This is a genomic window from Marinactinospora endophytica (assembly GCF_054780875.1).
On record NZ_BAAGVM010000004.1, the window covers coordinates 353,183 to 368,870 of the forward strand.

Below are 15,688 nucleotides of genomic sequence, written 5' to 3' on the forward strand. Positions count from 1 at the left end.
GGTGGGGCGGGGGGCAGGCGAGGGCCGCCCCCACGGTCCGGCGGGGCGGGGCTGGGATCGGGTCCCGGTCAACCGGCATCATCCCAGTTCCCCGGCGAGCACGGCGGCGATGCGCTCGCCCGCCCGGCCGTCCCACAGCGGGGGGACCTCGGCGAGGGTGGTGCCGCCGAGCGCGTCGCCGGCGAGGATCTTGGCGACCAGGCCGGGCAGTTCCGACTCCACGACGAGGCGGTTGGTGCCGTGGGTGATGGTGATGGGCCGTTCGGTGTTGGGACGCAGCGTGAGGCAGGGAACGCCGAGGATCGTGGTCTCCTCCTGCACTCCGCCGGAGTCGGTGACGACCGCGGTGGAGCCGCGCACCAGCGTCACGAACTCGACGTAGCCCAGCGGTTCCAGCAGGTGGACCCGCGGGTGGTCGCCGAGGCCGGCCGCCTCGAACGCGGCCCGGCCGCGCGGGTGGACCGGCATCACCACGTCCACGGAGTCGGCGACCTCGTGCAGCCGCGCGACCAGGCGGGCCACCGTGGCGGGGTCGTCGACGTTGGCGGGACGGTGCAGCGTCGCGGCGACGTAGGTGTCGGGCAGGTCCCGGGTGCCGCGCAGGGCCGCGACGTCGAAGCGGTCGAGGTTGGCGAGCAGGGTGTCGATCATCGGGTTGCCGACGAGGTGGACCGACTCGGGGGCGATCCCCTCGTTGGCGAGGTGGGCGACGGCCTCGGGGCTGGTCGCAAAGCACAGGTCGGAGAGCTGGTCGGTGACCCGGCGGTTGACCTCCTCGGGCATCGACCAGTCGAACGACCGCAGCCCTGCCTCCACGTGGGCGACGGGTATGTGCAGCTTGGCCGCGACGAGCGCGGCGGCGAGGGTCGAGTTCACGTCGCCGTACACGATGACGAACGCGGGTGAACGGTTGGTGAACTCCTGTTCGAGACCGACCAGCAGCGCCGCGGTCTGCGCGGCGTGCGATCCCGACCCCACGCCCAGGTCGACGTCGGGACGGGGCAGGCCCAGTTCACGGAAGAAGACCGCCGACATCCGGTCGTCGTAGTGCTGCCCGGTGTGCACGACAGCCTGCCGGATCCCACGGGACTCCAAGGCCGCGACCACGGGTGCCGCCTTGACGAAGTTGGGCCGCGCGCCGACGATGTGGACGACCTCGGCGCCCGGCTCGACGGTGCTGTTCGGTGCAGACGACATTGCGTTCCCTTCGCGAAACATACTGTTCGGTCCCGTGCGCGACGCCGCGACGTCACCGGGAGGTCACTCCGGCGTGGTTGCATTCCCGGCTGTGCGCAACATCGTGAAAGCGGGTACCTTCACCGCGACCCTGACCCTGCGGCACCTGCGGGAGGAGCCCGCCCGTCTGCCGCTGCTCGGCCTGCGGCTGCTGCCCGGCCCCGTCCGGCGGGGCGCCCGCGGCCTCGGCTCCCGGCTCGGCACCCTGCCCGCGGCCTACGCGCTGTGGGACGCGGGTCGCCGAGCGGAGGCCGTCGAGACGATCCGCGACGCCGGCCGCGACACCTCCCCCCGACGCCTGGCCAGACTGGCCTCGTTCGCCGTCGCCATCGAGCGCCCCGACCTGGCCGGGGAGCTGATCGCGCGGCTTCCCGAGGGCCGGAACCGTGCCGAGCTGACGCACCGCCTGGAGCTCAAGACCGGACGCGCCGTCCGCACCAGAGCCCCGGGACAGTGGGACGCCGTCAGCGTAACCCCGGGGCGGAGAACTCCGAGCTACGCCGCGATGAACGGTCGGGTACTGCACGTGGTCACCAACGCGCTCCCGCACACCAACGCGGGTTACACCCAGCGGACCCACCGCATCGCCCTGGGGCAGCGCTCCGTGGGGCTGGACCCGCACGTGCTCACCCGCGTGGGCTACCCGCTGACCAAGGGGATTCCCGACACCCGCCCCCGGGTGGAGGTGGACGGCATCCCCTACCACCGGTTGCTGCCGTGGACCGCGCCGCGCGACGCCGAGGAGGAGCTGCGGGTCGCACTGCGCATGGCCGCGCCGCTGGTGGAGCGCCTGCGCCCCGAGGTGCTGCACGCGGCGAGCAACCACCACAACGGGCGGCTGGCACTGGAACTGGGACGGCGCTACGGCCTTCCGGTGGTCTATGAGGTGCGGGGGTTCCTTGAGGAGTCATGGCTCTCCCGCGACCCCTCGCGCAGCACCGACGACGCCTTCTACCGAAGTGAGCGCGCCCAGGAGACCGCGTGCATGAAGGCGGCGGACCTGGTGGTCACGCTCGGCGCGACGATGCGGGCCGACATCATCGCGCGCGGCGTGGAGCCCGAGAAGGTCATCGTGGTGCCCAACGCCGTGGACGAGAGCTTCCTGGAGCCGCTGCCGGACGGCGCCGGGTTGCGTGCCGAGCTCGGCATCGGTCCCGAGGAGTTCGTGGTGGGGACCACGACGAGCTGCTACGGCTACGAGGGGTTGGACACGCTGGTCGACGCGGTGGCGGCGCTGCGCCGTCGCGGTGTGGCGGCGCACGCGCTGGTCGTCGGGGACGGCCCCGAACTGGGGGCGCTGCGCGAGCGCGCCGCGCGCGCCGGGCTCGAGGGGGCCGCGCACTTCCCCGGCCGGGTTCCGGCGGGCGAGGTCCGCCGCTACCACGCGGTGCTGGACGTGTTCGCGGTGCCGCGGCGCGACGAGCGGGTGGGACGGTTGGTGACCCCGTTGAAGCCGGTGGAGGCAATGGCCGGAGGCATTCCGGTTGTCGCCAGTGATTTGGAGGCGCTCGCGGAAATCGTGGAACCGGGAGTGACGGGGGAGTTAATTCCTCCAAACGACTCCGAAACTCTGGCCAATTGCCTGGAAAGTCTGTTTTACAGTCAGAGAACGCGAGATTCTTACGCTCTCGCCGCACGTCAGCGGGTGGGTCGGGACCGTACATGGAACGCCGCCGCATACCGCTATCACGAGGCATATTCTGAGCTGAGGCGAAGATTGTCCGAAGCAGGCCACTTTGTGTAATGGTGGCCAACGCGGAACTAATCTCGGACGTCTAGCGACGGAAACATTCCTCGACATCCCACACCTTTCACCGCGAGGGGGACCATCTGTGGACGTCGACACCTCCACTTCCGATCTTGCCGTCATCGGCCTGGGGTACGTGGGACTTCCCCTGGCCCATGAGGCGACCCGGATCGGGCTCAAGGTCATCGGACTCGACGTCAACACGCGCGTGGTCGACGGTCTGGCCGCCGGGAAGTCCCACGTTGACGACCTGTCCGACCGTGACGTGGCCGGCATGCTGGCCGCGGGTTTTCGGGCCACCACCGACGCGAGCCTGCTGGCCGAGGCCAGGACCATCGTGATCTGCGTCCCGACCCCGCTGTCCGACGAAGGCGGTCCCGACCTCGGTGCCGTCACCTCCGCGGCGAAGTCGATCGCGGCCCACCTGCGTCCCGGAACGCTGGTCGTCTTGGAGTCGACCACCTACCCGGGGACCACCGAGGAGGTCGTCCGCCCGATCCTGGAGGAGTCGGGGCTGGTCGCCGGCGAGGACTTCCACCTCGCCTTCTCGCCCGAGCGCATCGACCCGGGCAACCCGTCCTTCGGCGTCGCCAACACGCCCAAGGTCGTCGGCGGGCTGACCGAGCGCTGCGGCGAACTCGCCGCGTCCTTCTACGGCAAGTTCGTCCAGACCGTCGTCCAGGCCCGCGGCACTCGCGAGGCCGAGATGGCCAAGCTCCTGGAGAACACCTACCGGCACGTCAACATCGCGCTGGTCAACGAGATGGCGATCTTCTGCCAGGAGCTCGGCGTCGACCTGTGGGACTCGATCGCCTGCGCCTCGACCAAGCCGTTCGGCTTCCAGGCGTTCTACCCGGGTCCCGGTGTGGGCGGCCACTGCATTCCCATCGACCCCAACTACCTGTCCTACAAGGTGAAGACGCTGGGCTATCCCTTCCGCTTCGTGGAGCTGGCCCAGGAGATCAACGCCCGCATGCCCGCCTACGTGCTCCAGCGGGCGCAGGAGCTGCTCAACGACGCCGGACTGGCGCTGTCGCGCTCGAAGGTGCTCCTGCTCGGCGTCACCTACAAGGCCGACATCGCCGACCAGCGTGAGTCCCCGGCGCGGCCGGTGGCGCGCAAGCTGGCCGACAAGGGGGCGACGCTGACCTACCACGACCCCCACGTCGCCGAGTGGACGGTCAACGGGCGCAGCGTGCCCCGCCGCGAGGACCTGGTCGAGGCGCTGCGCGAGGCCGACCTCACCATCTTGGTGACCGACCACAGCGAGTACCAGGCCGACCTGCTCGTCGAGCACGCCCGGCTCCTGCTGGACACCCGTGGCGTCCTGCGCCGGCTGCCCCCGTCGGGGGTGGCCGCCCAGCGCACGACCGCGCAGATCGAGCGCGAGGGCGTGCAGGTCCTGTAGCCCCGCCGGTTCGTCCGGGAGCGCCCGCCGTGTCCACGGCGGGCGCTTCGCCGTGGAGGACCGAAAGGGGATTCATTCGTCCCACCCCAGCCCGTAACCCGGCTTTTCACCCGCTGTTTCCCTGACTCCCTATCGTGGCGCTCGTCAAGGTTCCGCCGTTCCGGGCGAACCGACCCAGGCACTCCCACACGGTGGGAAGAGGCAGGTGAGGCGGCAATGCACGCACTCGTGGCCACCGTGGTCCACCACCCCGAGGACGCGCGCATCCTGCACCGGCAGATCCGCGCACTGCTCGACGCCGGGCACGATGTCACCTACGTCGCGCCGTTTCGCGAGCGCGGCGTCACCCCCTGGCGGGAGCTGACGGCGGTGGACGTTCCCCGCGCCGCCGGCCGCAACCGGTTGAAGGCGCTGCGGGCGGCGCGCCGGGCGCTGGCCGAACACGCGCCAGACGCCGACCTGCTGCTGTTCCACGACCCGGAGCTGCTGCTCGCGCTCCCCCGCAAGCGCCCGGTGACGGTGTGGGACGTCCACGAGGACGCCGCCGCCGCGCTCCTGACCAAGCCGTGGGTGCCCAAGCCGCTGCGCCGTCCCCTCGCCCCGATCGTGCGCGGCTTCGAGCGCCGGGCCGAGCGGCGGATGCGCCTGCTGCTGGCCGAGGAGGGCTACCGCGACCGTTTCCGTGTCGCGCACCCGGTCGTCCCCAACACCACCTACGTCCCCGAGCGGCCGGCCCGCGAACCCGGCCGGGACCGCGTCGTCTACCTGGGCCAGGTTTCGGCCGCGCGCGGCGCGCGCGAACTGGTGGAACTGGGACGCCTCCTGCGCCCGCACGGTGTCAGCGTCGAGGTGATCGGCGCCGCCGATCCCCAGGTCCGCACCCTGCTGCGGGAGGCGCAGCAGGAGGGGGCGATCCGCTGGTACGGGTTCGTCCCCAACGACCAGGCCCTGCGGATGGTCAGCGGCGCCCTGGCCGGGATCTGCCTGCTGCACGACACCCCGAACTACCGTCACTCGGTGCCGACCAAGGTCATCGAGTACATGGCGCACGGGCTGCCGGTGGTGACCTCCCCGAATCCCTCGGCCGAGGCCCTGGTGACCGGCCAGCCTCAGGGCGAGTGCGGGATCGTCGTCCCCTTCGAGGACCCCTCCGCGGCGGCCGGGGCGGTGCTGCGGCTGCGTGAGGACGCCGCTCTGCGTGAGCGCATGGCCCGGACCGGACACCAGATCGCCCGCGCCCGGTTCCACTGGCCGGTGCAGGCGGCCTCCTTCGTCCGGCGGTTGGAGGAGTGGGCGGGCGTCGCCCCGTCCGCCTCCGGCGCCTTCCCTCCCGACGGGCTTCCCGTCCAGGGAGGGCCCGATCCGGCGGCGCTGGTGGGCTCCCCCATCGCCACGGGGACGGCCGCTCCCTCCCGAAGGTGAGGAAGTGTGGTTCCCACCACGATCGGCAACCGGAATTGTTTCCCGGGAAGATGAGTTGATGTTCCATGTCCCTCTCTGGGACATGGAACTTTTTCTTCACGAGGTGGGAAGCATGACCGACATCATCGAGCCGCTCGCGCTGTCCAAGGACGCCCAGGACCTGCTGTTCCGCAGCGCGCGCACGGCCAACGCGTTCACCGACGAGCCGGTCACCGAAGACCAGGTGCGCGCGATTCACGACCTCGTGAAGTACGCCCCGACCTCGATGAACATCCAGCCGCTGCGGGTGACGCTGCTGCGTTCGCGCGAGAGCCGCGAGCGTCTCGTCCAGCACATGGCCGAGGGCAACCAGGCCAAGACGCTGAACGCGCCGCTCACCGCGATCCTCTCCCTCGACGGCGACTTCCACGAGCGGGCCGGCGAGTTCTTCCCCGACCGCGAGGAGATGATCAAGGGGCTGTTCGGCTCGGACGAGGCCATGCGCCTGAGCACCGCCCAGCTCAACGCGGCGTTGCAGATCGGCTACTTCATCATCGGCGTGCGGGCCGCCGGTCTGGCCGCCGGCCCGATGACCGGTTTCGACGCGGCGGCGATCGACGCGGAGTTCTTCTCCGGGTCCGCCCGCAAGACGCTGGTCGTGGTGAACATCGGCCGCCCCGCGGGTGAGAACTTCCCGCGTCTGCCGCGTCTGCGCTACGAGGATGTCGTGACCGAGCTGTAGGACGCGCTCGCCTCCCGCCGTCATGGCGGAAAGGGGCCTCCCGCCGATCGGCGGGAGGCCCCTTTCCGCGGGACATCCCGATCAGATGATCGGCGGGCGCCCCACACGGGTCATCCGCCAGGCCGTGGACCACTTGATGGGCGTGCGCGGACCCGCGTCCTCGCGCCATCCCTCGCGGAAGCCCGCGAACCAGGCCCGCAGCGCCGGACGGGAACGTTCGCGCAGCAGCGTGATGGCCACCCAGGTTCCCAGGTAGCACAGCGCCAGGGGCCAGGGAAGGTTACGCCGGGCCAGCCAGACCCGGTTGCGGGCGTTGAGCCGGTAGAAGTCCTCGTGGCGGGTCGGGGCCACCGCCGGGTGGTACATGACCGCCTCGGCGTCGTAGACGATGTCGTAACCCGCGTCGAGGATCCGCCAGGCGAGGTCGGTCTCCTCGTGGGCGTAGAAGAACTCCCCGGGCAGGCCCCCGCCCTGTTCGAAGGCGGTGCGGCGGATCGCGCAGGCACCCCCGAGGAAGGTCGTGACCGCGCTGGAGCGCTGGGGGTCCCCCGCCCGCAGCCGCGGAACGTGCCTGCGCTGGTCGGGGCCGCCGTCGGGGTCGGCGATACGGAAGGAGATGGCACCGAGCCCGGGGTCGGCGGCGAAGCGGTCGTGGACGTGCCGGGCCAGGTCGCGGGAACGGTACCACCCGTCGTCGTCGAGGAACAGGATGATGTCGCCCGCGCTGGCCTTGACGCCCTCGTTGCGCCCGGCGGGGATGCCGACGTTCTCGGGCAGGCGTAGCGTGACGACGCCCTCGGGGAGTTCGGGGAGGTCGGCGCCGTTGCCGACGACGACGACCTCGACATCGGCCCCCTCCTGTTGGAGGACACTGTCGATCGCGCGCCGTAGTTCCGCGGGACGGTTGCCCATCGTCAACAGGACACAGGAGATCTTCACCCGTTGTCCACCCTCCCGACCCGCGCGCGTCCGGCTCTGTTCACCCGCACTGGAGCCTAGCCCGTCATCCGCCCCACGCGGGCGAAGGGCGGACTGCGCGGAGGGATCGGTGCCGCCGTCCTGCGGACGGGTGTGCGAGGGAGCGGGAGTGGTCATGGGAACCGTTCATCCAGGTGGACATCTGGTTGACGACAGTCAACCATTCCACGAATCGGGTAACGAAAAGATAAGGGAAGGTTTCCCGGTGGCCTCCGGGTGGGAAGGGGCCGGCCCGCCGGGGCCGCCCCCTTCCGTCAGTGCAACCGGCGCGACGCCAGCACGCTGATCAGGTGCAGCACCGACTGGAGCGCCGCCACGGCGACGCACAGCGCCATGAGCACCTGTGTGGCCAGCAGGTCACCGCGCACCACGTCGACGACGGCGACGACGACCACGATCAGCGACAGCTCCACCGCCTGGATGATGCGGTGGAAACGCAGCGCCGAGGCGAACTTGCGCGCCAGGCTCAGCCCGGACGAACGCGGCTGGAGGGCCGCCTCGGAGACCTGCTCGCTGAGCCCGGCCTTGGCCCGGGCGACCACGACGTTGTCCGTCTCGGCCTTGATCAACGCCGCGCCGAGCGCCGCGGCCATGCCCGCGATCACCCAGCCGCCCGCGTCGAACCCGCCCTGGGCCCGGATGCCCAGGCCGATGAGCAGCGCGATCTCGGCGAGGTAGTGACCGATGCGGTCCAGGTAGATCCCCGCCACGCTCGTCCGTCCGGTGAAGCGGGCCACCTCGCCGTCGGAACAGTCGAGCAGGAGGTAGACCTGCACGAGCACGGCGGCCAGGAGCGCCGTCCACAGCCCGCCGAACGCGAGCACCACACCGGCGAGCACACCGCAGGCCATCATCAGGTAGGTGATGGAGTTGGGGGACGTGCCCATCCGGACGAAGACGGTGCTCACGTACGGCGAGATGTCCCGCATGTAGAGCCGGCCGGCCCAGTGCTCCTCGTTGCGACGCTCCTTGATCCCGGGGGGCTGCCCCCCGGCGCGGACCTCAGCGACCGAAGGCTTCGACATACTCACCCACACTCGCGCGGATGTCCGCCTCGGACAGGTCCAGGTGTTCCAGGATGGTGTAGCGGCCCGGCCGCGTCTCGGGGGCGTAGGCCACCGCGCGGACGAACTGCTCCTCGTCCAGACCGATGTCCGAGGGGAGGACGGGCAGGTCGTGACGGCGCAGGCAGGCGTGGATGTCCCACATCCGCGTCTCCCCCTGCCCCTGGTGGCGGTTGCGCAGGAAGTAGGCGTAGAGCGCGCCGATCCCGGCGAGCTCGCCGTGGTTGCTCGTCCCCGGGTAGAGCTGGGTGATCGAGTGCAGGATCTCGTGGCAGGCGCCACTGGCGGGACGGCTGGAACCCGCCACCGACATCGCCATGCCCGAGAGCACCAGCGCCTCCGCCAACGCGGTCAGGAACTCCTGGGAGTCCACCGAGTCGGTGCGGTGCACGATCGCCTCGGCGGCGACCCGCGCGAAGGTGACCGCGATGCCGTCCACCGGCTCGCCCAGCTCACGGCCGGCCAGCTCCCAGTCGGCGATGGCCGAGAGGTTGCTGATGGCGTCGCCGATCCCCGAGCGGACCAGCCGCTGGGGCGCGGCGCGCACGTAGTCGATGTCGACGACCACCGCGATGGGCATGGTCACGCCGATCGAGGGTTTGCCCCCCTCGTGCTCCAGGGAGCTGACCGGTGAGGCGATGCCGTCGTGGGACAGGTTGGTCGCCACGGCGACCATGGGGATGCCCGCCATCGTCGCCGCGTACTTGGTGACGTCGATCGTCTTGCCGCCGCCGATCCCGGCGACGGCCTCGTAGGCGCCGGCCCGCAGTTTCTTGCCGAGCTCGGTCGCCGCGTCCACGCTGCCGCCGTCGACCCGGAAGACCTCGCAGTTGGGCAGGTCGAGGTCGGCCGCGATCTGGGCGCCCTGACCCGGGCCCACGGCGACGGCGATGCGGCCCTCGGTCGCGATCCGGCGGTCGGCCAGCACCGTGCCGAGGTCGGCGATGGCGCCCCGGCGCACGTCGATCGCGAGGGGGGAGGCGACCATTCGGGCTAGTAGCGGCATGCGATCTCCCGAGCCCGGGCCAGGTCGTCGTGGTTGTCCACCTCGACCCACTCGACCTTGCCGATGGGGGCCACCGCGATCTTGGCGCCGCGGTCGACCAGCTCCTGGTACCCGTCCTCGTAGTAGAGCTGCGGGTCCCGCTCCCAGGTGGCCCGCAAAGCGTCGGCGAGACGGTCGGCCAGGGTGGACTCGATGAGGGTCGCGCCGATGTACTCTCCGGCCGCGGTGGCCGGGTCCATCAGCTTGGTGATGCGCTTGAGGTGACCGCTGTCGTCCAGCGTCACCTTCATCTCCTCGTCGGCAAGGCTTTTCACATTGTCCACCGCGAGGAGGAGTTCCGGTCCCCTGGCGGCGAGTAGCGTCTCCTCGACGGACACCGGGTGGACGGTGTCCCCGTTGACCAGGAGGACCCCCTCGGAGAAGTACTCGCGAGCGGTCCACAGGGAGTAGGCGTTGTTCCACTCCTCGGCCTTGTCGTTGTGGACCAGGGTCAACTTGACACCGTGGCGACGCTCCAGCGTCTCCTTGCGCTCCTCGACCGCGCCGGCGCAGTAGCCCACGACGACCACGACGTCGGTGAGGCCGACGGCGGCGAGGTTGCGCAGCGAGATGTCCATGATGGTGGTGTCACCGTCGACCGGCACCAACGCCTTGGGCAGGGTGTCGGTGTAGGGGCGCAGCCGGCGGCCCGCTCCCGCGGCAAGAACCATACCGAGCATGTAGGCGCCTTCCTCCTTATGTTCCGGAGGCGTCCATGCCTCCTCAATCGTTTGGCGGCTCGTCCGCCGTTCGGGTGACCGGGGTGGCGAGCCAGGTCGCCGCGCTCTCTCGTACGAGCAGTACCAGCAGGTACCCCGCCAGCAGACCATAGGCGAACGGCAGCCAGCCGAGCGTCCCGCCGGCGGCGATGAGCAGCATCCGCCCGTCCCATCCGAGCATCGCGCGCGTGATCCAGGAAGGGGGGCGGACTCCGCAGCGTGTGCGGTGCGCGACGTCGCAATGGTGGAGGACGATCGCTGTCAAGAGTACGAACACCAGCGGTCCCGGTACACCGGATCCTAGGCCGAGCGCGAGCAGGTAAAGATACTCCGTTCCGCGCAGGACCGGCGGGACCATCCAATCAAACCGTCCGTCGTGCGGATGCGCCGAGGCCACTCCCGAGAGCAGCAGCGCGGCCACCGGTGCGAACAGGGTAATGCCTTGCAGTTCGCCGGGGCCGGCCAGGAGGAGCACGAGGGTGACGAGCGCGCCGGCCAGAGCCGGCAGCAGCGGCGGCAGGGAACCGGCCACCAGCCGACCGAAACCGTCGCTGAGGTGACCATCATCACGGAGAAGTCGCAGGTCGAGCCGGTTGGGAGCGGACGGCGGCGCCACCGGGGGCATGGGTCACCTCGTACGGTCGTGGCCGGACGTCCCGGCGAGGTCCCCCACCACCGCCAGGACGCATCCGGCGATCAATGCGATGAAGGTCACCCGCCCGTCCCACACTGTCACGGTGACGGCGATGACCACGAATCGGTGCGTCTGGGGGAACGCGACGATCCGGCGCAGCAGCCCTGAGGACGCGGGGGCCGCCCGGCGGGGCCTGGGCCGCTCCTCTCCGGCGTTGTCGGCGGACACGGGGGCCTGGGGGAGGGTGGCGATGGCCCTACGCGCGCGCGCCGTCCTGATCCGCTCCCGTGGCCGGGCGGACCGGGCCCGGCCGGGCCCGGTCTCGCGGTCGTTGCGTCCCGGCGGAGCCGGCCGGGGCGCCCCCAGGATCTCGTTGGCCAGCGACTGGTCGGAGGGGGAACGCCCACCGGGCCGGCCGGGGTCGAGGGCGTCGAGCGGGGTGGCCGGGCGCACGGCGTGCTCGGAGTTCCGCGAGGGGAGGACCGGCCCATCTGGCGACGCGGTGGAGGACATGACGACCGATTCGCGCAGCGCGTGCGCGATCAGCGCCCCCGCCGCCCACGTCCAGGCCCCGGGGATCCCGGCCGCCACGGCACCGGCCGCGACCCCCGCGTAGACGACGTACTCGCGCAGGACGCGCAGCACCGCGCGGAACCAGGCGGTGAAGGCGTCACGACGGGCGCGGCCCAACTCCGCCCCGACCGCGTCGGCGAACCACGCGGCGGCGAGCAGGAGGGAGCCGAACAGCGCGCCGCGCGGCCCCGGTTCGCTGAACCACACCGCGGAGAGCCCGCACAGCAGTAACCCGATCCAGGCCAGGCGGGCCGGCGCGAGCGAGCGGCGGGCCACCCAACCGGCGGCGCCGCGGGTCACGGGACGCAGCAGGGACACGTCATCCGCGGCGGTCTGCGTCACGGCGGTCCCCTCTCCCGTACTCCTCGTGCCGTAACCGTTACCCAGGGCGCGCCGGTTGGCAAGTCCGACGCGCCGACCCGTACCGGCCGGAAGGGGCCCATTCGCCGCCGCGGGCGCCGAAGGCCCTCCGCCCCCGCAGGAGGGTGCCCGAAACGACGCCGGCCCGCGTGGAGAGGTCTCCACGCGGGCCGGCGCGGTAAGCGCTGGGGAGGGGGTCAGGCGGCCTTGCCGTCGCCGCCGGACTTCTTCTTGCGGGCCTCGATCTCGGCCTGGGTGTCGGCGTTGTAGGCGGCGAGGGCCGAGGTGATGTCGGTGTCGGCCACCAGCGAGCCGTCCTTGATGTAGAGGCCGCGGTTGCAGAACCGCTTGAGGTCACCCTCGTTGTGGGAGACCAGCACCATGGTGCGGTCGTTCTCCAGCATCTTCTCGATCGTGTCGTAGCACTTGCGGCGGAACGCCTTGTCCCCGACCGCCAGCACCTCGTCGACCAGCATGATGGGGTGCTGCAACTGGGAGATGAGGGCGAAGCCCAAGCGCACCTTCATGCCGCTGGAGTAGTGCCGCACCGGCATGTCGATGTAGCCGGAACGCAGCTCGGCGAAGTCGACGATCTCCTGGAACTTCTCCTCCAGCATCTTCGGCGTCATGCCGTGCAGGGAGCCGACCAGGTTGACGTTCTCGCGCCCGGTCAGGTCGTCGGAGAAGCCCGCCCGCAGCTCCAGCAGGGGGGCGATCTTGCCCCGGACCGTGACCTCGCCCTCGTCGGGGATGAGCACACCGGCGATGAGCTTGAGCAGCGTCGACTTCCCGGTGCCGTTCTTGCCCACGATCCCGACACAGTCGCCCTTGGCGACCTCGAAGGAGACGTTGCGCAGGGGCCAGAAGTCCCCCCCCTTGTTGGGGTCGCGCTTGCTGCCGTGGATGAACATCTCCCGCAGGCTGAGCCTGCGCCGCCGGTTCATGGCGAACTTGACGCCGAGCCCTTTGGCCTCGATCACCGGCTCCGCCATTACAACTCCTTCAGGACGGCCGTCTCAAGACGCCGGAACGTCAGGTATCCGATCACGAACATGATGAGCGCCCCCGCGACCGTCGACCACAGGATGAACTGGGTCGGCTGCTCCGTGGGGAACCACACCGCGTGGTGCATCTGGAAGATGCCCACGAGGGGGTTCATCTCGTACAAGGTCTTGAACCAACCAGGGATCCGTTCGGATTCCATGACTTGGAACATCGGATAGATGATCGGCGAAGAGTAGAACAGTACGCGGTTCAGGATACGAACGATTCGCTGCACGTCGCGCAGGAGCACGTTGAGCGACGCCAGGAAGAGCGTGATCCCCAGGGTGAACACGAACTGGACCGCGATGGCCACGGGCAGCCACAGCAGGGTCCAGCCGGTCTGTCCGCCCAAGACGATGACGAAGAGCAGGAGCACCGGCCAGGTCAGCAGGTACTCGATGAACTTCGTCTGCACCACGGCGAGCGGGAAGATCTCCCGCGGCACCTTCATCGTGGTGATGAGCTTGGCGTGGGTGATCAGCGCGCGGCTGGCGTCGTTGAGCGCCGTGCTCATCCACATCCACGGCAGGATGCCCGACAGCAGGAACAACGCGTACCCGCCCGGCGCGTCCTCGCCTCCCGGCGCCACCCTGGCGTTGAACAACACGCCGAAGACGAAGAAGTAGATCGCCGCCTGGGCGAGCGGGTCCAGAAGCGACCAGGCGTAGCCGAGGATCGACTTCTGGTACTTGACCTTCAGTTCTCGCCTAACCAGGAGGTTAACTACCTGCCGGTTCTGCCAGACGGCAAGCGCCCTCGACGCCACCGCCACCTCCTCCGGGATGCAGTCGTAACTAAGCGGTCGCACGGCTGGGGGACGTCACCGCGGGATCCGGGACGGACGCGGCACCGCGGGAAGCGGGGCCACCGGCGACGGGCCTGAGACGAACCTTGGTGCGCCCGTGTCACGGGGCACCAGCGCGCCATTGGGCCACACAGGCCGCGGTACGGCGCGGTTCAGGGGTGAAAGGGTGTCATGGGGGAACGGGTGAGCCTCGGATCACCGGCCTCGGTGCGGCCGGGGCGGCCGGAACTCGACGTCCGATCTTTCCACATTCGCGGACCGAACACCCATCCAGGCGTCCTCAGCGTACCGGTCGGCGGGGCCGGGCGGACCCCCCAGGGGGGATTGTTCGAGCATCGTTGCCCTGGTGTGTCCCCTCTCCCGCGGCGAGGTGGGCTACCCTCGGCCTTCGACCGTGGAAGAGAGGATCCCATGTCGACGGAGTCGGTTCCGGCACGCCAGGCGCGTCCTCGGGTGACGGCCGCGGTGCTCGCCGGCGGGGTCGGTACGCGCATGGGCGGGGACCGCCCCAAGCAGCTCCTGTCGCTGGCCGGCAGGCCGATCATCGAGCACTCCATCGCGGCGTTCTGCTCCGCCCCCGAGGTGGACGACGTGATCGTGTTGATGGTCGACGACCATCTGGCCGAGGTGGAGAAGATCGTCGCCGAGGGCGGCTACGGCAAGGTGTCCCGGATCCTTCCCGGCGGCGCCACGCGCACCGACACCTCCTGCGCGGCACTGCGCGCGCTGGAGGGACGGCCCGGGGAGGAGCTGGTGCTCCTGCACGACGCGGTCCGGCCGCTGGTGAGCGGGCGGACCATCGCGCGCTGCGTGGCGGCGCTCGGCGAGGCCGGCGCGGTGGGCGTGGCGGTGCCCTCGACCGACACCGTGGTGGAGGCCGAGCTGGGACCGGACGGCCGTGAGGTCCTGCGCGGTGTCCCCCCGCGCGCGTCGCTGCGGCGCATGCAGACGCCCCAGGGGTTCCGCCTCGACGTGATCCGGCGCGCCTACGAGCGGGCGCTGGCCGATCCGGGCCTGGTCGCCACCGACGACTGCGGCGTGGTGCTGCGCTACCTGCCGGACGAGGAGATCCGGCTGGTGCAGGGCGAGGAGGCCAACATCAAGGTGACCCACCCGGGTGACCTGGCCGTCGCCGAGGCCCTGTTGCGCGAGCGCGGGGAGCCGGCGTGACCTTCACCGCGCCCGAGGTGATCGGGCACCGCGGCGCCGGACGCGGCACCGTGGACGGCCTGCGGGAGAACAGCGCCGAGTCGTTCGCCGCCGCGGTCGCCGCGGGGGCGACCTGGGTCGAGATCGACGTGCGGCGCAGCGCCGACGGCGTCCTGCTGATCCACCACGACGCGGCCCTGGCGGACGGACAGGCCATCGTGGACCTGCCCGCCGCCGAGGGGCGCAGGGCCGGCCTGCTCACCCTGGAGGAGGCGCTGGAGGCGATCCCCGCCGACATCGGGCTGGACGTCGACGTCAAGACCGTGATGGAGGACGCCTCCGACCCGAGGGAACGGCGCACCATGACGCTGCTCCTCCCCCACCTGCGGCGCGAGGCGCGGCGGCGCCGCCTGTTCGTATGCTCCTTCGACCCGGCCGTCCTGCTGGCCGTCCAGGCGGAGGCACCGGGGATCCCCACCGCCTGGATGCCGTTCGTGCGCAATCCGCTCGACCAGGCCGTGGCCGGAGCAGCGGGGCTGGGCTGCCAGATCGTGGCGATCGACGCGCGCTCGTTCGGGCTGGCCGGCGATCCACCCCGGCCCGGCCGCCGGACGGTGGACTACACCGTGGAGGTCGCGCATCGGGCGGGCCTGGAGGTCGTCTCGTGGTGCCCCGGTCCGGCCGACGCCGCCCGCTTCGCCGCGGCCGGCGTCGACGCGGTCGTCGTCGACGACGTCGCGGGCGTGGTCGCGGCGCTGGACGGACGCTAGCCCGCTCCCCTCA

The 15,688-nt window shown here is 71.0% G+C and carries 15 protein-coding genes; 6 read left to right on the forward strand and 9 right to left on the reverse strand.

Annotation, left to right across the window (positions count from 1 at the left end):
• Window positions 1-78 precede the first annotated feature (78 nt).
• Entirely contained in the window at window positions 79-1,197 is a 1,119-nt protein-coding gene (gene wecB, locus ACYVHU_RS10275; RefSeq protein ID WP_078761634.1) for a non-hydrolyzing UDP-N-acetylglucosamine 2-epimerase, read from the reverse strand.
• Window positions 1,198-1,288: 91 nt separating this feature from the next.
• On the opposite strand from wecB, the gene ACYVHU_RS10280 reads away from it, so the two are divergent.
• From ACYVHU_RS10280 to ACYVHU_RS10295, 4 genes are all read left to right on the forward strand, one after another.
• Window positions 1,289-2,980, forward strand: coding sequence for a glycosyltransferase family 4 protein (locus ACYVHU_RS10280; RefSeq protein ID WP_235000927.1), 1,692 nt, complete (start codon window positions 1,289-1,291; stop codon window positions 2,978-2,980).
• 88 nt (window positions 2,981-3,068) lie between these two features.
• The gene (locus ACYVHU_RS10285; RefSeq protein ID WP_078761636.1) at window positions 3,069-4,391 is read left to right on the forward strand and encodes a nucleotide sugar dehydrogenase; all 1,323 of its coding nucleotides are present in this window, start codon (window positions 3,069-3,071) and stop codon (window positions 4,389-4,391) included.
• Between the two features lie 216 nt (window positions 4,392-4,607).
• Complete coding sequence (locus ACYVHU_RS10290; protein ID WP_078761637.1) at window positions 4,608-5,813, forward strand: glycosyltransferase family 4 protein; 1,206 nt, start codon at window positions 4,608-4,610, stop codon at window positions 5,811-5,813.
• A 112-nt stretch (window positions 5,814-5,925) separates the two neighbouring features.
• Window positions 5,926-6,534: a malonic semialdehyde reductase gene (locus ACYVHU_RS10295; protein ID WP_078761638.1), complete on the forward strand. Its 609-nt coding sequence runs from the start codon at window positions 5,926-5,928 to the stop codon at window positions 6,532-6,534.
• A gap of 81 nt (window positions 6,535-6,615) precedes the next feature.
• Here ACYVHU_RS10295 and ACYVHU_RS10300 read toward each other — a convergent pair whose 3' ends face one another.
• The 8 genes from ACYVHU_RS10300 to ACYVHU_RS10335 all read right to left on the reverse strand — a co-directional run bounded on the left by ACYVHU_RS10300 (window position 6,616) and on the right by ACYVHU_RS10335 (window position 13,717).
• Window positions 6,616-7,446, reverse strand: coding sequence for a glycosyltransferase family 2 protein (locus tag ACYVHU_RS10300; RefSeq protein ID WP_078761728.1), 831 nt, complete (start codon window positions 7,444-7,446; stop codon window positions 6,616-6,618).
• A 320-nt stretch (window positions 7,447-7,766) separates the two neighbouring features.
• Window positions 7,767-8,537 (reverse strand): CDP-alcohol phosphatidyltransferase family protein, encoded by a 771-nt coding sequence (locus ACYVHU_RS10305; RefSeq protein WP_078761639.1) that lies wholly within the window; start codon window positions 8,535-8,537, stop codon window positions 7,767-7,769.
• Window positions 8,515-9,564, reverse strand: coding sequence for an iron-containing alcohol dehydrogenase family protein (locus tag ACYVHU_RS10310; RefSeq protein ID WP_078761640.1), 1,050 nt, complete (start codon window positions 9,562-9,564; stop codon window positions 8,515-8,517). Before ACYVHU_RS10310 ends, ACYVHU_RS10305 begins: the two co-directional genes overlap by 23 nt.
• Before the next feature lie 5 nt (window positions 9,565-9,569).
• Window positions 9,570-10,301, reverse strand: coding sequence for a phosphocholine cytidylyltransferase family protein (locus tag ACYVHU_RS10315; RefSeq protein ID WP_078761641.1), 732 nt, complete (start codon window positions 10,299-10,301; stop codon window positions 9,570-9,572).
• A 43-nt stretch (window positions 10,302-10,344) separates the two neighbouring features.
• Entirely contained in the window at window positions 10,345-10,965 is a 621-nt protein-coding gene (locus tag ACYVHU_RS10320; RefSeq protein ID WP_078761642.1) for a DUF5941 domain-containing protein, read from the reverse strand.
• A 3-nt stretch (window positions 10,966-10,968) separates the two neighbouring features.
• The gene (locus ACYVHU_RS10325; protein ID WP_498948197.1) at window positions 10,969-11,889 is read right to left on the reverse strand and encodes a hypothetical protein; all 921 of its coding nucleotides are present in this window, start codon (window positions 11,887-11,889) and stop codon (window positions 10,969-10,971) included.
• 215 nt (window positions 11,890-12,104) lie between these two features.
• On the reverse strand, window positions 12,105-12,899 hold the full coding sequence (locus ACYVHU_RS10330) for an ABC transporter ATP-binding protein (protein WP_078761644.1): 795 nt from the start codon (window positions 12,897-12,899) through the stop codon (window positions 12,105-12,107).
• Window positions 12,899-13,717, reverse strand: coding sequence for an ABC transporter permease (locus ACYVHU_RS10335; protein WP_078761645.1), 819 nt, complete (start codon window positions 13,715-13,717; stop codon window positions 12,899-12,901). Before ACYVHU_RS10335 ends, ACYVHU_RS10330 begins: the two co-directional genes overlap by 1 nt.
• Window positions 13,718-14,167: 450 nt before the next feature.
• Here ACYVHU_RS10335 and ACYVHU_RS10340 point away from each other — a divergent pair, with 450 nt between their 5' ends.
• Together ACYVHU_RS10340 and ACYVHU_RS10345 are read left to right on the forward strand one after the other, a co-directional pair.
• On the forward strand, window positions 14,168-14,926 hold the full coding sequence (locus ACYVHU_RS10340; protein ID WP_078761646.1) for an IspD/TarI family cytidylyltransferase: 759 nt from the start codon (window positions 14,168-14,170) through the stop codon (window positions 14,924-14,926).
• Window positions 14,923-15,675, forward strand: coding sequence for a glycerophosphodiester phosphodiesterase (locus tag ACYVHU_RS10345; protein WP_078761647.1), 753 nt, complete (start codon window positions 14,923-14,925; stop codon window positions 15,673-15,675). Before ACYVHU_RS10340 ends, ACYVHU_RS10345 begins: the two co-directional genes overlap by 4 nt.
• Window positions 15,676-15,688 lie beyond the last annotated feature (13 nt).